Annotated in this window: 22 protein-coding genes; 17 read left to right on the plus strand and 5 right to left on the minus strand. The window is 64.9% G+C overall.

Going from position 1 to position 23010, the window contains the following annotated elements; genetic code table 11:
* Positions 1 to 95 precede the first annotated feature (95 nt).
* From ftsZ to dnaE, 9 genes are all read left to right on the plus strand, one after another.
* Positions 96 to 1319: a cell division protein FtsZ gene (gene ftsZ, locus J2S97_RS16260; protein WP_104175489.1), complete on the plus strand. Its 1224-nt coding sequence runs from the start codon at positions 96 to 98 to the stop codon at positions 1317 to 1319.
* 46 nt (positions 1320 to 1365) lie between these two features.
* The gene (locus tag J2S97_RS16265; RefSeq protein ID WP_307050989.1) at positions 1366 to 2103 is read left to right on the plus strand and encodes a polyphenol oxidase family protein; all 738 of its coding nucleotides are present in this window, start codon (positions 1366 to 1368) and stop codon (positions 2101 to 2103) included.
* A complete protein-coding gene (locus J2S97_RS16270; protein WP_307050990.1) occupies positions 2096 to 2842 on the plus strand; it encodes a YggS family pyridoxal phosphate-dependent enzyme in 747 nt (248 codons plus the stop codon). Before J2S97_RS16265 ends, J2S97_RS16270 begins: the two co-directional genes overlap by 8 nt.
* Positions 2843 to 2930: 88 nt before the next feature.
* Complete coding sequence (locus J2S97_RS16275; protein WP_307050991.1) at positions 2931 to 3467, plus strand: cell division protein SepF; 537 nt, start codon at positions 2931 to 2933, stop codon at positions 3465 to 3467.
* A gap of 117 nt (positions 3468 to 3584) precedes the next feature.
* Positions 3585 to 3872, plus strand: coding sequence for a YggT family protein (locus J2S97_RS16280; RefSeq protein WP_307050992.1), 288 nt, complete (start codon positions 3585 to 3587; stop codon positions 3870 to 3872).
* A 174-nt stretch (positions 3873 to 4046) separates the two neighbouring features.
* Positions 4047 to 4745 carry a DivIVA domain-containing protein gene (locus tag J2S97_RS16285; RefSeq protein ID WP_307050993.1) on the plus strand — a complete coding sequence of 233 codons (699 nt, stop codon included), beginning with the start codon at positions 4047 to 4049 and terminating at the stop codon, positions 4743 to 4745.
* Between the two features lie 133 nt (positions 4746 to 4878).
* Complete coding sequence (lspA, locus tag J2S97_RS16290) at positions 4879 to 5445, plus strand: signal peptidase II (protein ID WP_307050994.1); 567 nt, start codon at positions 4879 to 4881, stop codon at positions 5443 to 5445.
* Positions 5438 to 6364, plus strand: coding sequence for an RluA family pseudouridine synthase (locus J2S97_RS16295; RefSeq protein WP_307050995.1), 927 nt, complete (start codon positions 5438 to 5440; stop codon positions 6362 to 6364). Before lspA ends, J2S97_RS16295 begins: the two co-directional genes overlap by 8 nt.
* 36 nt (positions 6365 to 6400) lie before the next feature.
* Positions 6401 to 9958 (plus strand): DNA polymerase III subunit alpha, encoded by a 3558-nt coding sequence (gene dnaE / locus J2S97_RS16300; protein WP_307050996.1) that lies wholly within the window; start codon positions 6401 to 6403, stop codon positions 9956 to 9958.
* Positions 9959 to 9970: 12 nt separating this feature from the next.
* On the opposite strand, the gene J2S97_RS16305 is transcribed toward dnaE, so the two are convergent.
* Positions 9971 to 10429 carry a flavin reductase family protein gene (locus J2S97_RS16305; RefSeq protein ID WP_373460578.1) on the minus strand — a complete coding sequence of 153 codons (459 nt, stop codon included), beginning with the start codon at positions 10427 to 10429 and terminating at the stop codon, positions 9971 to 9973.
* A gap of 181 nt (positions 10430 to 10610) precedes the next feature.
* Between J2S97_RS16305 and J2S97_RS16310 the strand changes: the two genes are divergently transcribed.
* From J2S97_RS16310 to nrdR, 3 genes are all read left to right on the plus strand, one after another.
* Entirely contained in the window at positions 10611 to 11255 is a 645-nt protein-coding gene (locus J2S97_RS16310; protein ID WP_307050998.1) for a hypothetical protein, read from the plus strand.
* A gap of 94 nt (positions 11256 to 11349) precedes the next feature.
* Positions 11350 to 12726, plus strand: coding sequence for a histidinol dehydrogenase (gene hisD / locus J2S97_RS16315; RefSeq protein WP_307050999.1), 1377 nt, complete (start codon positions 11350 to 11352; stop codon positions 12724 to 12726).
* 140 nt (positions 12727 to 12866) lie between these two features.
* On the plus strand, positions 12867 to 13364 hold the full coding sequence (gene nrdR, locus J2S97_RS16320) for a transcriptional regulator NrdR (protein ID WP_307051000.1): 498 nt from the start codon (positions 12867 to 12869) through the stop codon (positions 13362 to 13364).
* A gap of 69 nt (positions 13365 to 13433) precedes the next feature.
* Here nrdR and J2S97_RS16325 read toward each other — a convergent pair whose 3' ends face one another.
* The 3 genes from J2S97_RS16325 to map form a co-directional block, all read right to left on the minus strand.
* Positions 13434 to 14192: an SDR family oxidoreductase gene (locus J2S97_RS16325; protein ID WP_307051001.1), complete on the minus strand. Its 759-nt coding sequence runs from the start codon at positions 14190 to 14192 to the stop codon at positions 13434 to 13436.
* A 16-nt stretch (positions 14193 to 14208) separates the two neighbouring features.
* Positions 14209 to 15012, minus strand: a complete 804-nt coding sequence (gene ppgK, locus J2S97_RS16330; RefSeq protein WP_307051002.1) for a polyphosphate--glucose phosphotransferase — start codon at positions 15010 to 15012, stop codon at positions 14209 to 14211.
* Positions 15013 to 15084: 72 nt separating this feature from the next.
* The gene (gene map / locus J2S97_RS16335) at positions 15085 to 15963 is read right to left on the minus strand and encodes a type I methionyl aminopeptidase (protein WP_307051003.1); all 879 of its coding nucleotides are present in this window, start codon (positions 15961 to 15963) and stop codon (positions 15085 to 15087) included.
* Between the two features lie 123 nt (positions 15964 to 16086).
* On the opposite strand from map, the gene J2S97_RS16340 reads away from it, so the two are divergent.
* The gene (locus J2S97_RS16340; RefSeq protein WP_146072382.1) at positions 16087 to 16251 is read left to right on the plus strand and encodes an SPOR domain-containing protein; all 165 of its coding nucleotides are present in this window, start codon (positions 16087 to 16089) and stop codon (positions 16249 to 16251) included.
* Between the two features lie 5 nt (positions 16252 to 16256).
* On the opposite strand, the gene panB is transcribed toward J2S97_RS16340, so the two are convergent.
* A complete protein-coding gene (gene panB, locus J2S97_RS16345; protein ID WP_307051004.1) occupies positions 16257 to 17162 on the minus strand; it encodes a 3-methyl-2-oxobutanoate hydroxymethyltransferase in 906 nt (301 codons plus the stop codon).
* Between the two features lie 278 nt (positions 17163 to 17440).
* Here panB and glnA point away from each other — a divergent pair, with 278 nt between their 5' ends.
* The 4 genes from glnA to J2S97_RS16365 all read left to right on the plus strand — a co-directional run bounded on the left by glnA (position 17441) and on the right by J2S97_RS16365 (position 22923).
* Positions 17441 to 18781 carry a type I glutamate--ammonia ligase gene (glnA, locus tag J2S97_RS16350; protein ID WP_104175506.1) on the plus strand — a complete coding sequence of 447 codons (1341 nt, stop codon included), beginning with the start codon at positions 17441 to 17443 and terminating at the stop codon, positions 18779 to 18781.
* Between the two features lie 9 nt (positions 18782 to 18790).
* A complete protein-coding gene (locus J2S97_RS16355) occupies positions 18791 to 21802 on the plus strand; it encodes a bifunctional [glutamine synthetase] adenylyltransferase/[glutamine synthetase]-adenylyl-L-tyrosine phosphorylase (RefSeq protein ID WP_307051005.1) in 3012 nt (1003 codons plus the stop codon).
* 84 nt (positions 21803 to 21886) lie between these two features.
* Positions 21887 to 22306 (plus strand): VOC family protein, encoded by a 420-nt coding sequence (locus tag J2S97_RS16360; RefSeq protein WP_307051006.1) that lies wholly within the window; start codon positions 21887 to 21889, stop codon positions 22304 to 22306.
* 101 nt (positions 22307 to 22407) lie between these two features.
* Positions 22408 to 22923, plus strand: coding sequence for a GNAT family N-acetyltransferase (locus tag J2S97_RS16365; protein WP_307051007.1), 516 nt, complete (start codon positions 22408 to 22410; stop codon positions 22921 to 22923).
* Positions 22924 to 23010: the final 87 nt, after the last annotated feature.

A 23010-nucleotide genomic window follows, 5' to 3' on the forward strand; every position in this document is an offset into this window, starting at 1 on the left:
CATAACTATAACCCTCAAGTCGAAGGTTAAGGTTAGAACTTTCAAGCACGACTCCATCAGTTTTCGCAATAGAACACGAACAAGGGACACGTAACGTGGCAGCTCCGCAGAATTACTTGGCCGTCATCAAGGTCGTCGGCATCGGCGGCGGTGGCGTGAACGCAGTCAACCGCATGATCGAGGTCGGTCTTCGCGGTGTCGAATTCATCGCAATCAACACCGATGCCCAGGCTCTTCTGATGAGTGACGCAGACGTCAAACTTGACGTCGGACGCGAGCTGACCCGGGGTCTTGGTGCAGGCGCTAACCCTGAAGTGGGCAAGCAGGCGGCAGAAGACCACGCTGACGAGATCGAAGAGGTCATTCGCGGCGCGGACATGGTGTTCGTGACGGCCGGAGAGGGTGGCGGCACCGGCACTGGCGGCGCCCCTGTGGTTGCCCGCATTGCACGCTCCCTCGGCGCCCTCACCATCGGTGTTGTCACCCGCCCGTTCACCTTCGAGGGCCGCCGTCGTGCCGGCTCCGCCGAGGCGGGCATCGACGCCCTCCGTGACGAAGTCGACACCCTGATCGTGATCCCCAACGACCGCCTGCTGTCCATCAGCGACCGCAACGTCTCTGTCCTGGATGCATTCCGCTCCGCTGACCAGGTCCTGCTGTCCGGTGTCCAGGGCATCACCGACCTGATCACCACCCCGGGCCTGATCAACCTCGACTTCGCGGACGTCAAGTCCGTGATGCAGGGTGCCGGCTCCGCACTGATGGGCATCGGCTCGGCGCGGGGAGAGGACCGGGCAGTCAAGGCCGCGGAACTCGCCATCGCGTCACCCCTCCTTGAAGCATCGATCGACGGCGCCCACGGCGTCCTCCTGTCCATCCAGGGCGGCTCGGACCTCGGCCTCTTCGAGATCAACGAGGCGGCCCGCCTGGTCCAGGAAGTTGCCCACCCGGAGGCCAACATCATCTTCGGCGCCGTCATCGACGACGCCCTTGGCGACGAAGCCCGCGTGACCGTGATTGCAGCGGGTTTCGACGACGTCAAGGCGACGTCACCGTCCATGGACCAGTCATTGCCGCAGGCCGCCCCCCAGCGTCCCGCCGCGCCCGCTTCCGCTCCTGCCCCCGCACAGGCGCCTGCACAGCACGTCCAGCCCGTGCACGCCGGCATCGGGGCGTCAGGCCTGAGCAACTGGGGCCAGCAGCGTCCCTCTGCCGTCCCCGCCGACTCGGGATTCGACGTGGACCTTCCGTCCGTCGTGGAGCCGGACCTGTCCGGCAGCCGCTCGGATGACCTGGATGTCCCCGACTTCCTGAAGTAAGGATCGGCTCGACGCTTTGTCGGCTAGTCAGTTAGCGGTGTTTTGATTGTTTTGGTGGCGAACCGAGGTCCGGCCGGGCGTGTGGGTGGCATTCACTGACGCCGGGGCCGGAAACCTCGCCCTCCATGTGGGGGACGACCCGGCTGACGTGCGTCGCCGGCGGGAACTCCTGGAAGCCGAAGTTGGCCTGGCGGCCGGCAGCTTCCAGTACATGAACCAGGTCCACGGCAATGCCGTGGCCTACATTGGCGACGCAACGGACAGCACTGCGGCAGACAGCATTGCCGCAGGCAGCCCAACGGCAGGCGGGCCCACAGCGGACGCGATGGTGTCCGCCGGGCGGCCGCTGGCTGTGATGGTGGCGGACTGCGTCCCAGTGGTCCTGGCCGGGGCAACATCCGGGGGACAGCCGGTCCTGGGCGTTGCCCACGCGGGCCGGCCCGGGGTTGCCAGCGGCGTCATCCCCGCAACCCTGGCGCGCATGCGTGCCGAGGGCGCTGAAGACATTCGGGCCTGGATCGGTCCGTCGATCTGCGGATCCTGCTACGAGGTTCCGGAAGGCATGCGAGCGGACGTGGCGGCGGCCGTCCCGGCAACCTGGGCCACAACATCGTGGGGCACTCCCGGCCTGGACCTCCCGGCAGGTGCGCGCAGCCAGTTGGAAGCCAACGGCGTCACCGTGGAGTACTCCGGGCCGTGCACTCTCGAAAACGAGGACCTGTTCTCCTATCGCGGCAACCCGGACACGGGCCGGTTCGCCGGACTGGTGTGGACCGATGAGTGAGCACCGCGACGTGACGGCGGCAGACGACCCGCGCCTGATCGAACTCCAAGAGCGCCTGGCTGCAGTCCGGGCCAGGATTGCCGCCGCCACGGAAGCCGCCGGCCGGCACGGCAACCCGCCGGAGCTGATCGTGGTGACCAAGTTCCACCCTGCCGATGATGTGCGGCGGCTGGCTGCCCTGGGTGTTGGCGATGTGGGGGAGAACAGGGACCAGGAAGCCTCGGACAAGGCTGCACGGCTCAGCGCCCTTGGGCTCCGCTGGCATTTTGTGGGCCAGCTGCAGAGTAACAAGGCCAAATCCGTGGTGCGCTATGCACACTCCATCCATTCAGTGGACCGGCCGCAGCTGGCAGCTGCCCTCGCCCGTTCCATCGCCACGGAGCAGGAAAGGACCGGCCGGGGACCGCTCGAATGCTTCATCCAGGTGAGCCTGGATGAAGACGCCGGCAGCCACCGGGGAGGCGCCAGCCGCCTGGACGTTCCGGCGCTGGCGGACCAGCTGGCCGGATCGCCGGGGCTGGTGCTGGCCGGCCTGATGGCGGTGGCTCCGCTCGGTTCCGATCCGGATGCGGCTTTCGGCAGATTGGCCGAAATTTCGGCGCAGCTGCTGACGGACCACCCCTCGGCGACAGGGATTTCCGCGGGCATGAGCCAGGACCTTGAATCCGCTGTCAGGGCAGGTGCGACACACCTGAGAATTGGCTCGGATATATTGGGTTCGCGTCCTGCGTTGCGGTAGCGTCAAAGCATTGGAAGAGAATGGCGGGGATTCCAATGCTGTCAAGTCAACTCAGCGGCCCGCTTACGGACACGATTAGGAGTCGACCATGGCTGGCGCTCTGCGCAAGACAATGATCTATCTTGGGCTCGCCGATGGCGATGAACACTACGAGTCTGAGCACCACACACCGCATAGGGACGAGGACAATTCAATGGAGCATGACCGCGAGGAACGCCGGGCACCGGCGCCCGTCCGCGAGGTCGCCCGGGATACTCCGACTCCACACGCCGCCGAAGAGGAATATCGCGCACCTGTGACACCTATCAAGCGCGCGGCCTCGAGCCGCGAAGAGACCACCGGACTCCGCCAGATCACCACGATCCACCCGCGGTCCTACAACGACGCCAAGCTGATCGGCGAAAGTTTCCGTGACGGCATCCCCGTCATTATGAACGTCACGGACATGGGAGAAGCCGACGCCAAGCGTCTGGTCGATTTCTCGGCCGGACTGGTGTTCGGCCTTCGCGGTAGCATCGAACGGGTCACCAACAAGGTGTTCCTGCTGTCGCCGTCGTACGTAGAGGTCATCGGTGACGACAAGAAGGTCAGCGAGACCCAGGCCAGTTTCTTTAACCAGAGCTAGCATCGGACTCTCGCGGATGCCAGGCAGGACACCTGTCTGGCATCTGTGCTGAAATAGATTAGAACGTCAACAGGACACTGCGGTATCCGGAATGAACACGGAGATATGAGTTAAGTCATGGGAATTGTTTTCGGACTTGTCTATATCGCGTTGTTATTCGTATTTGTGGCATTGATCATCCGTTTGGTCTTCGACTGGGTGCAGATGTTTGCACGGGAGTGGAGGCCGCGGGGTGCCGCCCTGGTGGCTGCCCACACTGTCTACTCCGTCACAGATCCTCCCCTGAAGGTGCTGAGGCGCCTGATTCCGCCCTTGCGTCTGGGCGGCATTTCGCTGGATCTCGGGTTTTTGCTTTTGTTCATCGCGATCTCCGTGGCTATGGCAATTGTGAAGTCTTTCGCGTAATTTTCATAACAGCTTGCGGCGCAGTAACAGGGCGGGAAACCGTCATCCACAGCATCGCGTAGAAACTCCGGTTTGACACCTCAGTGTTGAATTAGAGGAACCAGACCATATTTAGGTACCGTAGTTTTGACGGCCGGAAGGCCTACTGACTAACTAGACCAACGAGGTGACCAGATGGCTTTGACGCCAGAAGACGTTGTCAACAAGCGCTTTCAGCCGACCAAGTTCCGCGAAGGCTACGACCAGGACGAAGTTGACGACTTCCTGGACGAAATCGTCGTCGAACTGCGCCGCCTGAACCAGGAGAACGATGAGCTTCGCAAGAAGCTTGCCGAGAGTGGCTCCGGCACGCCTGCCAGCTCCGCAGCAGCGGCGCCGGTAGTGGAAAAGGTCCCCGCGCCGGTCAAGGCTGAAAAGGACGAGTCCCGGGCCAAGGCGGAAGCCGAGGCCAAGGCCGCTGAAGCCAAGAAGAAGGCCCCGGAGCCGGCAGCTGCCCTTGCACCGGTTCCCGCACCGGCCACCTCATCAGCGGTCAATCCGACCGCCGAGTCGGCTGCCGGCCTGCTGGCTATGGCACAGCAGATGCACGACAAGCACGTCGCCGACGGCCAGCAGCAGAAGGACAAGATCATCGCCGAGGCGCAGATCGAAGCCAGCAGCCTTGTCAACGACGCGCAGGAGAAGTCCCGCAAGATCCTTGGTGCCCTGGAACAGCAGCGGTCCGTCCTGGAGCGCAAGGTGGAGCAGCTGCGCGGCTTCGAACGCGACTACCGCTCACGCCTGAAGGCCTACATCGAAGGCCAGCTGCGCGACCTGGATGCCCGCGGCTCCGTGGCAGCCCCTGAGGTTGGCGACGGCAGCCCCGCCGTTTAGCAAGTATTCTGAAAGCCGGTGGCTGAGGATTCCTCGGCCGCCGGCTTTTGCCATTAACCGCCACCGGTGCGACCACCGGCCGGCACGAGCACCTTCCTCCCGGTCCCCGGACTGGCTCCTGAATGAAAGCTTTATGACAGACGAAACAGCACCTGCCGCAGCGCAGCCAACACCGACGCAAGCCCGGCCCCGAAAGGCGGTCCTGCTCACGCTCTTCGCCGGCTTCGCTGTTTTCGCCTACGTCTTCGATCAGCTCACCAAACTGTGGGTCACAAGCACCATGGTGGAGGGGGAACGGACACCGGTGCTTCCCCCGCTGCTGCACTGGTACTACATCCGGAACTCGGGTGCTGCGTTTTCCATCGGCGAGAACGTGACCTGGGTATTTACCATCATCATGGCCGCCGTTTCGATCGCCATTCTCTTCCAGCTGCGAAAACTCGGATCCGCCTGGTGGGCCCTGGCGCTTGGACTGCTCCTCGGCGGCGCGCTGGGAAACCTCACGGACCGGCTGTTCCGGGAACCGTCGTTCGCCATGGGCCATGTGGTGGACTTCATCCAGCTGCCCAATTTTGCGATCTTCAACATCGCCGATTCGGCTGTAGTCTCCGCCGTCGTGATCATCTGCCTGCTGACGCTCCGCGGCATTTCCCTTGACGGTTCACGGCTCCAGAAGCCGGCGGAGGACCACAATGCCTGAAAGACTCACCGTTCCTGACGACCTGGCCGGTACGCGCGTCGATGCCGGGCTCGCCCGGCTGATGGGCATATCCCGCTCGCAGGCCGCAACACTGATCGCCGAAGGCAACGTCAGCTCCGGCGGCAAGGCCGTGGGCAAGTCCCTGAAGCTCGCCCCGGGCACCGTGCTGGAAGTCGTTGTTCCCGAACGGCGGGACCCCCTGGAAGTCGTGGAGGAAGTTGTGGAAGGCCTTAAGGTACTGCTGGACGACGAAGACTTCGTGGTCATCGATAAGCCAGTGGGTGTGGCCGCGCATCCGTCCCCGGGCTGGGTGGGACCCACTGTCGTGGGCGGCCTCGCCGGGCTGGGCTACCGGATCTCGACGTCGGGTGCCCCCGAACGTGCGGGCATTGTGCACCGCCTCGACGTCGGCACCTCAGGGGTCATGGTGGTGGCCAAGTCGGAACAGGCATACACGGCGCTCAAACGCGCCTTCAAGGAACGCACGGTGGACAAGGTGTACCACGCAGTGGTCCAGGGACTCCCGGATCCCCTGGCCGGCACCATCGATGCACCCATCGGCCGTCACCCCGGCCATGACTGGCGCTTCGCCGTCCTCGAAGACGGCCGCGATTCCGTGACCCACTACGAGGTTCTGGAGGCCTTCGGCAAGGCCACGCTCGTGGAAGTGCACCTGGAAACCGGCCGGACCCACCAGATCCGCGTTCACTTCTCCGCCCTGCGGCACCCGTGTGCAGGAGACCTGACGTACGGCGCGGACCCGCGCCTGGCTGCCACGCTTGGCCTGACCCGGCAATGGCTGCACGCCAGGCAGCTCGGCTTCGACAATCCCCGGACCGGGGAACGGGTGACCGTGACCAGCGAATACCCGCAGGACCTGGCCTACGCACTGGAGATTCTTTCCTCCGGGCAGGCCTGAGCCAGAACTGTCGCCGGTCGGCACTAGAATGGTCCGGTGACTTCCAGCAACGACTCGTTTGTCCATCTCCACAACCACACCGAGTACTCGATGCTGGACGGTGCCGCCCGGCTCGGAGAGCTTTTCGACGAAACCGAGCGGCTCGGCATGCCCGCCCTGGCCACAACAGACCACGGCTATCTGTTCGGCGCCTTCGATTTCTGGAAGCGGGCCACCGACAAGGGCATCAGACCGATCATCGGCGTCGAAGCCTATGTGACTCCCGGAACCGCCCGCGGTGACAAGAGCCGTGTCCGCTGGGGCGAGGAAAGCCAGCGCAAGGACGACGTCTCCGGCGGTGGTTCCTACACCCACATGACCCTGCTGAGCTACAACAACGTGGGCATGCGGAACCTGTTCCGTACCTCTTCGATCGCTTCATTGGACTCGGTTTTCGGCAAATGGCCCCGGCTGGACCGGGAGCTGCTGAACACCTACTCGGAAGGGCTCATCGCCACCACCGGCTGCCCGTCCGGTGAGGTCCAGACCCGGCTGCGGCTCGGCCAGTACCGCGAGGCGCGGGAGGCTGCTGCAGAGTTCCGCGACATCTTCGGCGCGGAGAACTACTTCTGCGAACTGATGGACCACGGCCTGGATATTGAGCGGCGCGTCACCGGCGACCTGCTGCGCCTGGCCAAGGACCTCAACCTGCCGCTGGTGGCCACCAACGACCTGCACTACACGCACGAGCACGACGCGAAGGCGCACGAGGCCCTGCTGGCCATCCAGTCGGGCTCCACCCTCCTGGAGCCGACCTACGACAACGGCGGTTCGCGCTTTGCCTTTTCCGGCAGCGGCTACTACCTGAAGTCACCGCAGGAAATGCGTGAACTCTTCCGCGACCACCCGGAGGCGTGCGACAACACCCTCCTGATCGCGGAGCGCTGCGAAGTTTCGTTCAACACCGGCGCCAACTACATGCCCCGGTTCCCTTGCCCGGAGGGGGAAGACGAAACGTCCTGGCTGGTCAAGGAAGTCGACAAAGGACTCCACTACCGCTATCCCCAGGGCATCCCGGACAAGGTCCGCAAGCAGGCCGACTATGAGCTGGAAGTCATCACCTCCATGGGCTTCCCGGGCTACTTCCTCGTGGTTGCCGACTTCATCAACTGGGCCAAGAACAACGGCATCCGGGTTGGTCCCGGACGTGGTTCAGGTGCAGGCTCCATGGTGGCGTACGCCATGCGCATCACCGACCTTGATCCGCTGCACCACGGCCTGATCTTCGAGCGCTTCCTCAACCCGGACCGCGTCTCCATGCCTGACTTCGACGTCGACTTCGATGACCGGCGCCGCTCCGAAGTGATTGACTACGTCACGCGCAAATACGGCGACGAACGCGTAGCGATGATCGTCACCTACGGCACCATCAAGACCAAGCAGGCCCTCAAGGACTCCTCTCGCGTGCTGGGCTACCCGTTCAGCATGGGCGAGCAGCTGACCAAGGCGCTGCCGCCGGCCGTGATGGCCAAGGACATTCCGCTGGCCGACATTCAGAACAAGGAAGCCAAGCGCTACAGCGAAGCCGGCGACTTCCGCCAGCTGATCAGCACAGACCCTGAGGCCGCCAAGGTTTTCGAGACGGCACTGGGCATCGAGGGCCTGAAGCGGCAATGGGGCGTGCACGCCGCCGGCGTCATCATGTCTTCGGACCCCATCATCGACGTGATTCCGATCATGCGCCGCTTCCAGGACGGCCAGGTCATCACGCAGTTCGACTATCCGACCTCCGAGGGCCTCGGCCTGATCAAGATGGACTTCCTCGGGCTCCGAAACCTGACGATCATTTCGGATGCCCTGGAAAACATCAAAATGAACCGCGGCATCGATCTCGACCTCGAAACCCTGGAACTTGACGACACCGCCTCCTACGAGCTGCTGGCCAGGGGAGACACCCTGGGCGTGTTCCAGCTCGACGGCGGCCCCATGCGCTCCTTGCTCAAGCTCATGAAGCCGGACAACTTCGAAGACATCTCCGCGGTGCTGGCCCTCTACCGGCCTGGTCCCATGGGCGCCAACGCGCACACCGACTATGCGCTGCGAAAGAACAAGATCCAGGAGGTCATCCCGATCCACCCGGAGCTTGAGGAGCCGCTCTCCGAGATCCTGGGTGGCACCTACGGGCTGATCGTGTACCAGGAGCAGGTCATGGCCGTGGCACAGAAACTCGCCGGCTATACGCTCGGCCAGGCCGACATCCTGCGCCGCGCCATGGGCAAGAAAAAGAAATCCGAGCTGGACAAACAGTTCGCCGGCTTCTCGCAGGGCATGCAGGACAACGGCTACTCCATGGCCGCAGTCAAGACCCTCTGGGATATCCTGCTGCCGTTCTCCGACTACGCCTTCAACAAGGCGCACTCGGCCGCCTACGGCGTGATCTCCTACTGGACCGCGTACCTGAAGGCGCACTACGCGCCGGAGTACATGGCGGCCCTGCTGACGTCGGTGGGCGACGACAAGGACAAGTCAGCCATTTACCTCAACGAATGCCGGCGGATGGGCATCACGGTGCTGCCGCCCGACGTCAACGAGTCAGCGCTCAACTTCACCCCGGTCGGCAACGACATCCGCTTCGGCATGGGTGCCATCCGCAACGTCGGTGTGAACGCCGTGGAAGCAATGGTGGCGGCGCGCGAAAAGGAAGGCGCCTACACGTCCTTCAAGGACTACCTGATGAAGGTCCCGGCGGTGGTCTGCAACAAGCGCACCATTGAATCCCTGATCAAGGCAGGCGCATTCGACTCCCTGAACCACCACCGGCGAGCCCTGGCCATGATCCATGAAGAGGCCATCGACTCCGTGATCACGCTCAAGCGCAACGAGGCGATCGGGCAGTTCGACCTCTTTGCCGGCTTCGAAGAAGCCGAGTCCGAGGCGTCCCTGAGCATCGAAATCCCCGACCTCCCGGAGTGGGAGAAGAAGGACAAGCTCTCGTTCGAACGCGACATGCTCGGGCTCTATGTCTCGGACCACCCGCTGCAGGGGCTCGAAGGGCTCCTAAGCCAGCATGCCGACCAGTCCATCACCTCGATCATTGCGGAGGACGGCCCGCAGGACGGCGCCGTCATCACCATTGCGGGCATGATCACCTCACTGAGCCGACGGATTGCGAAAGCCAGCGGCAACGCCTATGCCCGGGCGGAAATCGAAGACCTGGGCGGCTCCATGGAGGTCATGTTCTTCGGGCAGGTGTACGGTCCGATCGCGTCCGTGCTGGCCGAAGACCTGATCGTGGTGGTCAAGGGCCGGCTGCAGCGCCGCGACGACGGCGCCATCGCGCTGAACTGCATGGAACTGTCCGTGCCGGACCTCAGCGAAGGCCTGAACGGCCCCGTGGTCATCACCATGCAAACGCACAAGGCCACCGAAGCGGTGGTGACGGAGCTCGGCGACGTGCTGCGGACACACCGCGGCAATTCGGAGGTCAGGCTGCACCTGCAGGGCGACACCCGGGTGGAAGTCATGGGCCTGCCGGTGCACCTGAGGGTCAACCCCAGCCCGTCACTTTTCGGCGACCTGAAGGTGCTGCTCGGGCCGACCTGCCTGGACAGCTGAGGCCGCCGGGCCTTAGATTTCGTAGTCGAGCGGGACGGGCTGGCTGTAGGAGCCGGAGTGGTAGAGCAGCGGCGAGCCGTCCTCGCCAACCTGGCCTTCGACGACCTCCACCACTACAACGGCGTTGTTCTCAAAGGAGAGGCGCATCTGGATCTTGCCGATCAGCCAGCCGGCCACGTCTTTGAGGATAGGCACTTCGTGCGGCCCGAGCTCCCAGTGGTCGCCCTCGAACCGGTTCCTGGTACGGGCGAAGCGGTCGGCGAGTTCCTGGTTCTCCAGTCCGAGCATATGGACGCCGATGTGCGTGGTGTTGGCCACTGCCGGCCAGGAACTGGAGCTGCGGGCCATGTTGAAGGTGAAGCGTGGCGGCTGCGCGGACAGCGATGCCACGGAGGTGGCCGTGAATCCGTACGGGACGCCGTTGTAGTTCACCGTGATAATTGCCACGCCGGCCGCGTGCCGGCGGAACATCTCCTTGAACGTGCCTTCGAAGGCTGCGTTGTCTGAGGTCACTGTGATCTAACTCCCTGCTGAAAACTGTTCTGGTTGCGTCCTGCATGCCAGCGTATGGGCGCGCCTTGGTGTGGCCGTCACTTGTTTACCCGCCGCGTCAATTGTTTAACTGCGGTGAACGTTTGTTAATGTTTGTTTCATGACACAGCCATCAGGCAACGGCCCGGTTCCGCAGAATCCGAGCAATTTCGGGAATGCCGGCAGCCCACCCGCCTATGGTGAACTTTACCGCGCTGAAGGGGATACGGATTCCGGGAGGGGGAGACGTGCGGCCCGGTCCGGCGGGGAATCCGACCCCGGAGACGGGGAACCGGCGGCATGGCGGCGCCCCGCAATCATTGCCGCTGGCGGAATTCCGGTGGGACTTCTGTGGTGGCTGCTGGCGCCGGGCGGCCTGAACCTATTGACCGGCGACCCCGCCCTGGCGACCGGCACGAATGCCGAAGGGTGGCTCCCGCGGGACCTGGTGCTGGCTGGCCTGTTCCTGCTGGCCGGATGCCTGACGGGATTCCTCCTCAACGGGAAGCGGACCGGCGCTCCGGCACCCGGAACCGTCGTTCTCGCAGTGATCGGCGGGGCGGTTGGCGCCGTTATCGCCTGGCAGGCCGGCGTGCTGGCGGGGCAATGGTGGGGTCCGGCCGAGGATACTGCGCCGAACGCCAGTATTGCCTTCTCACTCCGTTCTTTCGCCGTGCTGGCAGTCTGGCCGGCGGCCGTGGCCATCTCAGTGTTTGTGGTCAACCTGCTCAGCCTCATGGGCAAACCGCCGGTGCAGGACAGCTAGGTCCGCTGGTAGCGGGGCGGGCCGCCTGCCGGAGCCTGACCTGCCCGGACTTAACACTGACCAATGCGCTCCCGGCGGCACGTAAAATGGTCGGGTGACCATTTTTCCGGACCGCCCCGCACAGACCACCACGCCGGCCATCAGCTACCGCACCATCGATTTGCGCGGCCGGCGGCTCTCCTTGGCCGGGCTTCGCGCGGCTGTTCCGCGCGCGCGGCACCAGACCATGGCTGACGCCGAGCAGAAGGTCACGGACATCATCACGGCGGTCCGTTCCCGCGGCTTCGCTGCTCTGAGCGAGCTCGCGAAGACGTTCGACGGCGTCGAGCAGGAACACCCGCGGGTTCCCGCCGCGGCGCTGCGCGCGGCACTGGAGAACTTGGACCCCGCGGTGCGGGCTGCCTTGGAAGAATCCATCAACCGCGCCAGAAGGTTCGCCGACAGCCAGCGGCCGGCAGACATCGACGTCGAACTGGGCGAAGGCGCCGTCGTCAGCCAGAACTGGGTCCCCGTGGGCCGCGTGGGGCTGTATGTCCCGGGCGGACTCGCCGTCTACCCGTCCTCTGTCATCATGAATGTCGTCCCCGCACTGGCCGCCGGCGTTGCGTCCATTGCCCTGGCGTCGCCTCCGCAGAAGGACTTTGGCGGGCTACCGCACCCCACAATCCTGGCCGCCGCGGCCCTGCTCGGCATCGATGAGGTGTACGCCATCGGCGGAGCCCAGGCCATCGCCGCCTTCGCCTACGGTGTTCCCGCGGAGGACTCGGCGGCAGCCCTTGACCCGGTGGATGTGGTCACCGGGCCCGGCAACATTTTCGTGGCCACCGCGAAGCGGCTCGTCAAAGGTGTGGTCGGTATCGATTCCGAGGCAGGCACCACGGAAATTGCCATCCTCGCGGACAGCGGGGCCCGCCCGTCGCTGGTTGCGGCCGACCTCATCAGCCAGGCTGAGCACGATCCGAAGGCGGCGTCGGTCCTCATCACCGATTCCGAAGCCCTCGCCGGGGCCGTCCGCGCGGAACTTGAGGTGCAGGCGGGACTGACCAAGCACTCGGACCGGGTGCGGGAGGCTTTGTCGGGGCCGCAGTCGGGCGTGGTGCTGGTGGACGACCTGGAGCAGGGAATCGCGGCCTGCGATGCCTACGCCGCGGAGCACCTGGAGATCATGACGGCGGATGCACCCGCGGTCGCTGCCCGCATCCGCAATGCGGGAGCGATCTTCGTGGGGGACTACAGCCCCGTGAGCCTGGGGGATTACTGCGCCGGCTCCAACCACGTGCTGCCCACCAGCGGGACGGCCGCTTTCTCCTCCGGCCTGAATGTCACGACGTTCCTCCGCGCCATCCAGGTGGTCAACTACAGCAAGTCGGCTCTCGAAAAAGTCAGCGGGCACATCGTCAGCCTTTCCGGGGCAGAGGACTTGCCGGCACACGGCGAGGCCGTGACGGCACGGTTCACCGACGGGGACTAAACCACTACATGTAGTAATTACAGGCTTGTTATTCAGCTACATCTAGTCGTAAACTGAGATTGGAAGAATGTATTCCGGCCATTCGAAGTTCGGCTTAGCGAAGTTCGGCCAGCGAATTCCGGCCAGGGGAAGGAAATAACGTGTATTGCCCGTTTTGCCGCAACCCTGATTCCCGAGTCGTGGACAGCCGGATGGCCGACGACGGTTCAGCCATTCGTCGCCGCCGGCAGTGCCCGGAATGCGGCCGCCGGTTCACCACAGTGGAAACCACCAGCCTCTCGGTCATCAAGCGGTCCGGCGTCGGCGAACCGTTTAGCCGGAGCAAAGTGATCAACGGCGTGCGGAAAGCCTGCCAGGGCCGGCCCGTGACCGAAGACGACCTTGCCATGCTGGCGCAGGAGGTCGAAGAAACCATCCGGGCATCCGGCGCGGCGGAAATCGACGCCCACGAGGTTGGCCTTGCCATCCTCAGCCCGCTCCAGAAACTGGACGAGGTCGCCTACCTCCGCTTTGCGAGTGTGTATCAGGCATTCGAATCCCTGGAGGACTTTGAGACTGCCATCTCCATCCTTCGCCATGAAGCGGAAGTTGAAGCGAAGGCAGCCAAGGGCCAGGGTTCCGAGAAGAGCCCGCTTTAGACTCCGGTGGTGGCAACGGAGGGGAAGCCGACGCCACCACCGGCACCAACCCCGGGGAAACGGATGCGGTTAACGGCCGCCGGCGACAGGTAGAACGGCTCCGGTAACGTAGCCGGCTTCACCTGACAACAGCCACATCACCGCAGCCGCCACTTCGTCGGGTTCGGCGCCACGGCCCATGGGGATCGTCGGATTCAGTCGCTCCACCCTGTCAGGCATGCCCGCCGCCGCGTGCAGCCCGGTGTTGGTGCTGCCGGGCGCGACGCAGTTGACGCGGATTCCCTGTGACGCGACTTCCGAGGCCAGGCCAACGGTCAGCACATCAACGGCTCCCTTGGACGCGGCGTAGTGCGCCCAGGTGCCCGGGGATCCGGCCTTCGTGGCAGTGGACGAGATGTTCACGATGGACCCGCCGGGCCCGCCCGTGCCCGTGCCGAGTCTGCGCACGGCTTCCTGGCAGACGTAGATGACGCCGGAGACGTTGACGTCCACGACGCGGCGGACGGTGTCCGGCGGCACGTCCACGAGATTCCCGATCAGGTTGCCCGTGATGCCGGCATTGTTAATGACGGCGGTGACGGGGCCCAGGGTTGCGGCCTGGTCAAACATAGGTCCAACGGCGGTGGGATCGCTGACATCTGCCTGGTGGGCCAGGGCATCCCCGCCGCCCTCACGGATTTCCTGCACCACCGACGCCGCACCGGCGGCATCGGCGGAGTAGTTGACCAGCACGGCGTACCCGTCCTCCGCCGCCCGCAGGGCGATGGCAGCGCCGATTCCCCGGCTTGCGCCGGTCACAATGGCAACGCCCCTGCCGTCGGCAGCCACGGTGTCGGCGTCCTGCCTATTTGGCAAGTTTGTGCGTCAGCGCGACCTCGATCGCGGCACCCACAATACCGGCGTCGTTCTTGAGTTCGGCCGGGACAATCGGCGTACGCAGCTTCATGTGCGGCAGGTACTCGTCCGCGCGCTTGGAGATCCCGCCGCCGACGATGAACAGTTCGGGGGAGAAGAGGAACTCAACGTGGGAGAAGTAGCGCTGCAGGAGCACGCTGTATTCGGTCCAGCTCAGGCCGTCCCGCTCACGGGCCACGGCGGAAGCCTTGCTTTCAGCGTCAAAACCGTCTATCTCGAGGTGTCCGAGTTCGGCGTTCGGCACCAGCTTGCCGTTGAAGATGAAGGCCGATCCGATGCCTGTCCCGAGCGTAATCACGAGGACGGTTCCCGAGACACCTTCACCGGCGCCGTAGCGCGCTTCGGCAAGGCCGGCCGCGTCGGCGTCGTTGATGACCTCGACCGGGCGGCCCAGGCGCTTGGTCAGCAGGGCGTCAATGTCCGTGTTGAGCCATGACTTGTCGACGTTGGCTGCAGAGTGCACCACCCCGTGCTGGATGATGCCCGGGAAGGTAACACCGATGGGGGAGTCCAGGGCAGGAGCGTCCGGCCGTGTGTTGAGCTCCTCGACTACCGCGGCCACCGTTTCGGCAACCGACTCCGGCGTGGCCGGCTGCGGGGTGGGGACACGGAAGCGGTCGCCCACGAGCTTGCCCTTCTTGAGGTCGACAATGCCGCCCTTGATTCCAGTGCCGCCGATGTCAATCCCGATCAGCGGGGCGTTCTTGGTTGACTTGTCGTCCTTCTTGGCCAATGTGATTCCGTTCGTGGCTGGTGTCGGGCAATGGGCGTAGCGGGTAAAGAAGCCGGCGGGCCGGTTGTTAAATCAAGGCAGGGTGAGGATTTCAGCGCCCGACTCGGTGACGAGCAGGGTGTGCTCGAACTGGGCCGTGCGCTTGCGGTCCTTGGTTACCACGGTCCAGTCGTCGGCCCACATGTCCCACTCGACCGTACCCAGCGTCAGCATCGGTTCTATGGTGAACACCATGCCCGTTTCCATGACCGTGTTGTAAGCGGGAGCGGCGTCGTAATGCGGAATGATCAGGCCGGTGTGAAAGGCCTCGCCAACACCGTGGCCGGTGAAATCCCGGACAACACCGTAGCCGAAACGCTTGGCGTAGGACTGGATGGCGCGGCCGATGACATTTATTTCGCGCCCGGGGGCAACGGCCTTGATGGCGCGGTTGAGCGATTCCTTGGTGCGCTCCACCAGGAGCCGTGACTCTTCGTCGACGTCGCCCACCAGGAACGTGAAGTTGGTGTCCCCATGGACTCCGCCGATGAAGGCGGTGATGTCGATGTTCAGGATGTCGCCGTCCTGGACCACCGTGGTGTCAGGTATGCCGTGGCAGATCACTTCGTTCAGTGAGGAGCACAGCGATTTTGGGAAGCCCCGGTAGCCCAGGGTGGAGGGATAAGCGTTGTGGTCGAGCAGGAACTCGTGGCCGATCTTGTCGAGCTGGTCCGTCGTGACGCCGGGCTGGATGTGTTTGCCGACCTCGACGATGGCCTGTGCCGCGATCCGGCTGGCGATCCTGATCTTCTCGATGGTCTCGACGGACTTAACTTCCGAGCCGGTGAATTTCTCCGGACCGGGCTTACCTACGTACTCGGGGCGGGGAATTGCTGCCGGGACCGGCAATTGCGGGCTGACGGTTCCTGGGACCAGCGTGCCGGTGGGTGCAGTCGAGGCAAGAGAAGGCATAGATTGATCATATAAGGCGGCATGGAAGCCCATGTAACGGAAAGCCCCTTCGGAACCCGTTGGAGCACTACGTTACGTGGATCACTCTCAGCAGCCAGGGCCTGCAGAATGCGAGGAGCAGCGATGACCGAGTACTGGTACAACGTCAAAACCCACGAGGTCGAAGAAGATGCCATGTCCGACTGGACCCAGCTGATCGGGCCGTACAAGACGCGCGCAGAAGCCGAGCACGCGCTGGAGAAGGTCAAAGCACGCAATGAAGCCTGGGAAAAGGGCGACGAGGACTAGGCCGGCTAGAAGGAGTGTTCGGGGCCGGGGAACTGGCCCGTCCGGACGTCGTCGCCGTAGGCCTTTGCAGCGTTGCTGAGCGAGGTGCGCAGATCGGCGTACTGTTTGACGAACTTGGCCATCTTGCCGCCCCGCAGCCCGGCCATGTCCTGCCAGACCAGAACCTGTCCGGTGGTGGTGTTGCCGGCACCGATGCCGACCGTGGGAACGGAAATGGCGGCGTCGACGGCCGCAGCAGTGTCGGCCGGGACCATCTCCATCAGGACGCTGAAGGCGCCTGCCTCAGCTAGGGCCACGGCGTCGTCGATGAGGCGCTGCGCGTCATCGCCGCGGCCCTGGACGCGGTAACCGCCCAAGGAATGCTCGCTCTGGGGCGTGAAACCGATATGCGCCATGACCGGAATGCCGGCCTGGACCATGGCCCGGACGGTGTCCGCGTAAAACTTGCCGCCCTCAATCTTGACGGCGTGCGCGAGGCCTTCCTTCAGGAAACGGACGCCGGTGGCCACTGCCTGCTCGGCTGAAACCTCGTAGCTGCCAAAGGGAAGGTCCGCGACCACGAGGGCCCGCTTGGCCGACCGTGCCACGGCCCGGCACAGGGGAAGCAGTTCGTCCACGGTGACCGGGAGGCTGGTTTCGTTCCCGAAGACGTTATTGGAGGCGGAGTCGCCGACCAGAAGTACCTCGATGCCCGCCTCGTCGAAGATCTCGGCCGTGTACTGCTCGTAAGCCGTGAGCATCGCAAAGTGCTCACCGTTTGCCTTGGCCTGCTGCAGGTGGTGGGTCCGGATCCGTGCCACCGGTTTCCTTGCGGTCTCCGGCGCTGCTGCGGCCTGCTGGGCGGGACCGATGCCGTAGGGAGCAGGTACTTCAGCGGACATGCTGGAATCGGAACTGTTGCTTGTGGCCATGGCAAGAGCGTAATGCGGTACCGTGCGTCCTAGCTACCGGGCGGCGTTCCCCGGCCGGTGAATCGCGTCACAAAACGGCGTCCTGACGGCGTCCCGAGGGGCGGCCCCGGGGCAATTGCCCGCCCCAACGGGACGCCGTGCGTGTTAACGCTGTGTTACGCGGACCTCCGGCTCCAACATTCAGCGGGAATGCTTAGTAAAGTGAATCGTGAGCTGCCGCCGGCTCTAAGCAATAGGGACCCGGGGCATCAACATGTTGATCCGGAGAAGAGGCCATAATGGACCGCCAGCAAGAGTTTGTCCTGCGGACGATCGAAGAGCGCGACGTGCGGTTCGTGCGTCTTTGGTTCACGGATGTCGTGGGTTCACTCAAGTCTGTTGCGCTTGCCCCTGCCGAAGTCGAAGGCGCCTTCGAAGAGGGCCTTGGCTTCGACGGCTCCGCGATCGAGGGCCTGGCCCGCGTGTTCGAATCGGACATGCTGGCGCAGCCGGATCCCTCGACGTTCCAGATCCTGCCATGGCGCGGCGAAACGGAACAGACCTCGCGCATGTACTGCGACATTCTGACGCCCGACGGCGAGCCTTCCGCGGCCGACCCCCGCAACGTGCTCAAGCGCACCCTTGCCAAAGCCGCAGACATGGGCTTCACCTGCTACACCCATCCCGAGATCGAGTTCTACCTGCTGAAGTCGCAGGAGCCGGGCCCGGACGGTTCGCCCATCCCCGTCGACGAGGGCGGCTACTTCGACCACGTCCCGGGCGGCGTCGCGCAGGATTTCCGGCGCACCGCTGTGACCATGCTTGAGTCCGTAGGCATCTCCGTCGAGTTCAGCCACCACGAAGCCGGTCCCGGCCAGAACGAGATCGACCTCCGTTACGCCGACGCCCTGCAGACCGCGGACAACATCATGACGTTCCGCACCGTCATCAAGGAAGTGGCCCTGCAGCAGGGCACGTACGCCACCTTCATGCCCAAGCCGTTCACCGCGCACCCGGGCTCCGGCATGCACACGCACTTCTCGCTCTTCGAAGGCGACACCAACGCCTTCTACGAAGCCGGTGCGGAATTCCAGCTGTCCAAGACGGCCAAGCAGTTCATCGCGGGCATCCTCAAGCACGCCCCCGAGTTCACGGCCGTGACCAACCAGTTCGTGAACTCCTACAAGCGGCTCTGGGGCGGCGGCGAAGCGCCCAGCTACCTGAGCTGGGGCCACAACAACCGCTCTGCATTGGTGCGCGTCCCGCTGTACAAGCCGGGCAAGGGCCAGTCCGCCCGCATCGAGTACCGCGGCATCGACTCCGCCGCCAACCCCTACCTCGCCTACGCCGTGCTGCTGGGCGCCGGTCTGAAAGGCATCGAAGAAGGCTACGAGATTCCCGCCGCGGCCGAGGACGACATCTGGTCGCTGAGCTCGGCCGAGCGCCGTGCCATGGGCCACGATCCGCTGCCCGCCAGCCTGCACGACGCCATCAGGGCCATGGAGGATTCCGAGCTCATGCCGCAGATCCTCGGTGAGCAGGTCTTCGAGTACTTCCTGCGCAACAAGCGCGCCGAATGGCAGGACTACCGTCTCCAGGTGACGCCCTACGAGCTGCAACGCAATCTCGGCATCCTCTAGGGGGCGGCGGTGAGCCTTGCCCGTCGCCTGATCTCCGCCGGTTTCAGTGACCTGGACAAGGGGGAGCGGTTCCTCGCTGCCCCTGAACTGGAAGGGATTGACCAGGAGGCCCTGTTCGCGGGCTTCCATCTTGCCGCCAGCCCGGATACCGCGTTGCAGTCGCTGGTACGGCTGATCGAAAAGCATCCCGACCTCCGGAAACTCGCAGCAGCTGACATCGATACGAGCGAGCCGCTGTACCGGGTGCTGGGGGCCTCGGAGGCCCTGGGTGAATTCCTGATCCGACATCCGGAGCACCTTGACGCCTTCGACGTGGTGGCCAGCCCGGAGCCGGTTCCCGCCGACGCCGGGGAACTCCGTGCCCACCTCCTGCGGTCCGTGCAGGCCGACCCGAAGGCTCGCAGGCCGGTGGCGGGACTGTCCGGCCCGGAGGCCTACGTTGCGCTGCGGACCGCGTACCGGCGCGGTGTGGTGGACCTGGCCGTCAAGGACCTGTGTGCCGCTGATCCCCTGGATTTCATGCCCGCGGCCGGTGCCGAACTGGCCGACCTCGCCGGAGCGGCGATCGAGGCGGCGCTGGCCGTCTCCCGGGCTGAAGCGGCCGAGCAGTTCTCGGCGTCGGAAGTCGCCGACGTCGGCCTTGCCGTCATCGGCATGGGCAAGTGCGGTGCCCGCGAACTCAATTACATTTCCGACGTCGACGTCATCTATGTCATCGAAGCGGACGAGCTGGATGACGCACGCGCCAGCACCATCGGGACAGCCCTCGCCACCGGCATTTCCAGGGCCATCATGTCTATCGGCCGGGAACCCGGCCTGTGGGAAGTGGATGCAAACCTGCGGCCCGAAGGCAAGTCCGGACCACTGGTGCGGACGCTGGCGTCCCATCAGAGCTACTACGCGCGGTGGGCCGAAAGCTGGGAGTTCCAGGCACTCCTGAAGGCCCGGACCATCGCCGGCGACGGAGAGCTGGGCGCCCGGTACGAGGCCGCCGTCCTGCCCCTGATCTGGGGTTCGGCGAACCGGGAAGGATTCGTGGAATCGGTGCAGGCCATGCGCCGCCGGGTCACGGACAACATCCCCGCCGATGAGGAACAGCGCCAGATCAAACTGGGCCGCGGGGGCCTGCGGGACATCGAATTCACCGTCCAGCTGTTGCAGCTGGTGCACGGAAAGGCCGACGAATCCCTACGCCACCGGGACACCACCTCGGCGATTGCCGCGCTCTCGGCCGGCGGCTACATCGGACGGACGGACGCCGCTGAATTCGACCACGCCTACCGATACCTGCGGCTCCTGGAGCACAGGATCCAGCTTTTCCAGCTGCGGCGCACGCACCTCATGCCGGCCAGGGAAGAGGCCCTTCGTGCCCTCGCAAAGGCCGTGCTGGGCCCGTTCGCGCGTGAACGGCCGCACCCCGATGCGCTGCTGGCTGCCTGGCAGAAGACTAAGCGGTCCGTTCGGGAACTGCACGAGCGCATCTTCTACCGGCCGCTCCTGAACACCGCCGCCAAGCTGAGCAGCGAAGACGCGCGGCTGACGCCGGAGGCTGCCCAGGGACGCCTGGCCGCGCTGGGCTACCTGGACCCGCAGGGGGCAATGCGGCACATCGAGGCGCTCACCGCCGGAGTGAGCCGGCGCGCGGCGCTCCAGCGCCAGCTGCTTCCCATCCTGCTCGGGTGGCTCGCCGACGGCGTAGATCCCGACGCCGGGCTGCTGGGTTTCCGCCGCGTCAGCGAGGCGCTGGGAACAACGCACTGGTACCTGGGAATGCTGCGCGACTCGACGGCGGCCGCCGAGCGGCTGTGCCACGTGCTCTCCAACTCCCGGCTGATCGCCGACCTCCTTGAGGTCTCACCGGAATCCGTGGCCTGGCTGGGGACCGACAAGGAACTGGCCCCGCTGGAATTCGAGGCGCAGTGGCTGGAAATCACCTCGAAAATGTCGCGGCACGAGAACCCGGAAAGCGCCATGCGGCTCATCCGGCTGATCCGGCGCCGGGAAATCCTCAGGGTCGCCATTGCTGACAGCGCCGGCCTGCTGGAGCAGGACCAGGTAGGAGCTGCCCTCGCGGACACGGACCGGGCGGCCATCCTGGGCGCACTGCGGGTGGCCGAAGGAATCGTGGCCGCATCGGGCCCGATTAAGACACGCGTCCTGGTGGTTGCCATGGGCCGCCAAGGCGGCCGCGAGATCGGCTACGGCTCGGACGCGGACGTGATGTACGTTTACCGCGGCCTGCCCGGTGTTCCCGAGGAAGAGGCGCAGAACCAGGCCGCCCAGATCGTGGGCCACATTTCGAACCTGCTGACCCAGCCGTTGAAGCCGGCCATCCTCGCCGAGCGCGTGCTGATGGTGGACGCTGATTTGCGGCCCGAAGGCAAGAGCGGCGCCATGGTGCGTTCCCTGGATTCGTACGCGGAATATTACCGCCGGTGGTCGCTCGTCTGGGAAGCGCAGGCTCTGCTGCGTGCACTGCCCGTCGCGGGGGACGACGACCTCGCTGCCGACTTTGTGGAGCTGATCGATCCGATCCGATATCCGGCGGAACTGTCGGAGAAGGACGTGCGGGAAATCCGGCGCGTCAAAGCCAGGGTTGAATCCGAGCGGCTGCCGCGGGGTGCGGATCCCGCGCGGCACCTGAAACTGGGCCGGGGCGGCCTGAGCGACGTCGAATGGCTCGTCCAGCTGCTGCAGCTGCAGCATGCGGGAAAGCACCCGGAACTGCGGACCACCTCCACCGTGCCGGCGCTGGAAGCCGCCGCCTCCCTGGGGTTCCTGGAGCCGGACGAGGCGGCGCTACTGGTTCAGGCCTGGCGGCTGGCGAGCCGCATCAGGTCGGCCAATGTGATCTGGACGGGCCGCGCCTCAGACCTCCTGCCGTCCTCGCGCCGGGACCTGGAAGCCGTGGCGCGCTGGTGCGGCTACCAGCCGGGCAACGCGGCAGCACTCGAAGAGGACTATCTGAGGCTCAGCAGGCGGGCGCGCGCGGTTTTCGATCGGGTGTTTTACGGCCAGTAGCCGGGTTCGACGCGGCCGCGGGGCAGATTGGGCGGAGGCACCCGGGGGCTGACACGTGCCCGCGGCCGGTGCTAGTTTGAGCGGATGGCCACGCAACTCTTTCTGAATCTTCCCGTCAAAGACCTTAACCGGTCGGTCGAGTTCTTCACCGCGCTCGGCTTTTCCTTCAATCCCGACTTCACCGATGAGAATGCCACCTGCATGATCGTTAATGACGGCGCTTACGTCATGCTGCTGGTGGAAGGCTATTTCAAGACGTTCATTTCCAAGGGCATAGCGGACACCGGCAGCGCCGCCGAGGCGATCGTGGCATTTTCCGTTGACAGCCGTGATGCCGTTGACGACACCATGCGCAAGGCCCTGGCCGCGGGCGGCACCCCTTCGCAGGAAGCGCAGGACTACGGGTTTATGTACAACCACAGCTTCCAGGACCCGGACGGCCATCTTTGGGAGGTCTTCTGGATGGACCCTGCCGGGCCTCCTGCTGAGGCTTCGGCGCCGTAGCCCCTTCCCCGCCAACCGCCGCGTACTGAACCAGACAACGACGCCGGCCGTCACCTCGACAGGTGGCGGCCGGCGTCGTTGTTTCTGGGTAGGCTCGGTCCATGCCTGATTCCGTGTGGCTCATCGCCCTGAAAGACCTTGACGACGACGCACGGGCCATCAAGCTCGGCGAAGTCGCAGAACTGGCGCTTGCGGAGGGACAGCAGGACTTCGCGGGGGATCCGCTGCGCATGATGCTCGTGGCGCTGGAAGAGGATTCACGGTACCCATATGTGGTGGACGCCGTCGGTGAAGCCGTCGGTGTGTTCACGCTCCAACGCGGGGCGGCTTCGCTGGCCGGCTGGGCTGACGACGACACAGTGTGGCTCCTACGGGGATTCCTTATCGACCGCGTCCGCCAGGGCCAGGGATTGGGCACCCTGGCAGCTGCTGCCGCCGTCCGGGAGGCGGCAAAACTGACGGCCAGGCTGGGCGGGGGAGAGACCGGCGTCGTACTTTCCGTCAACGAACGCAACCCCGCCGGGCAGGCGGCATACCGCAAAGCCGGATTTGAAGACCGGGGGCAATACCTCGGCGGCAACGCCGGGCCGCAACGTACCATGTACCGGGCGTTCTGAGCCGGCCCGCACGCAGCCGAGGGCGGCCGAGGGCGGCCGCGGCGTCCCGCTTGATCCCGGCGGAGAGGCGATGCGGTGTATTACCTG

The organism is Arthrobacter oryzae, assembly GCF_030812315.1.
Classification (GTDB): Bacteria; Actinomycetota; Actinomycetes; order Actinomycetales; family Micrococcaceae; genus Arthrobacter; species Arthrobacter oryzae_B.

Excerpts from the sequence above, each read along its gene's own strand:
- J2S97_RS16270 (WP_307050990.1), top strand. The coding sequence starts at position 2,096 with ATGAGTGAGCACCGCGACGTGACGGCGGCAGACGACCCGCGCCTGATC.
- J2S97_RS16275 (WP_307050991.1), top strand. The coding sequence starts at position 2,931 with ATGGCTGGCGCTCTGCGCAAGACAATGATCTATCTTGGGCTCGCCGAT.
- J2S97_RS16280 (WP_307050992.1), top strand. The coding sequence starts at position 3,585 with ATGGGAATTGTTTTCGGACTTGTCTATATCGCGTTGTTATTCGTATTT.
- J2S97_RS16285 (WP_307050993.1), top strand. The coding sequence starts at position 4,047 with ATGGCTTTGACGCCAGAAGACGTTGTCAACAAGCGCTTTCAGCCGACC.
- lspA (WP_307050994.1), top strand. The coding sequence starts at position 4,879 with ATGACAGACGAAACAGCACCTGCCGCAGCGCAGCCAACACCGACGCAA.
- J2S97_RS16295 (WP_307050995.1), top strand. The coding sequence starts at position 5,438 with ATGCCTGAAAGACTCACCGTTCCTGACGACCTGGCCGGTACGCGCGTC.
- J2S97_RS16305 (WP_373460578.1), bottom strand. The coding sequence starts at position 10,429 with ATGTTCCGCCGGCACGCGGCCGGCGTGGCAATTATCACGGTGAACTAC.
- J2S97_RS16310 (WP_307050998.1), top strand. The coding sequence starts at position 10,611 with ATGACACAGCCATCAGGCAACGGCCCGGTTCCGCAGAATCCGAGCAAT.
- map (WP_307051003.1), bottom strand. The coding sequence starts at position 15,963 with ATGCCTTCTCTTGCCTCGACTGCACCCACCGGCACGCTGGTCCCAGGA.
- J2S97_RS16340 (WP_146072382.1), top strand. The coding sequence starts at position 16,087 with ATGACCGAGTACTGGTACAACGTCAAAACCCACGAGGTCGAAGAAGAT.
- panB (WP_307051004.1), bottom strand. The coding sequence starts at position 17,162 with ATGGCCACAAGCAACAGTTCCGATTCCAGCATGTCCGCTGAAGTACCT.
- glnA (WP_104175506.1), top strand. The coding sequence starts at position 17,441 with ATGGACCGCCAGCAAGAGTTTGTCCTGCGGACGATCGAAGAGCGCGAC.
- J2S97_RS16360 (WP_307051006.1), top strand. The coding sequence starts at position 21,887 with ATGGCCACGCAACTCTTTCTGAATCTTCCCGTCAAAGACCTTAACCGG.
- J2S97_RS16365 (WP_307051007.1), top strand. The coding sequence starts at position 22,408 with ATGCCTGATTCCGTGTGGCTCATCGCCCTGAAAGACCTTGACGACGAC.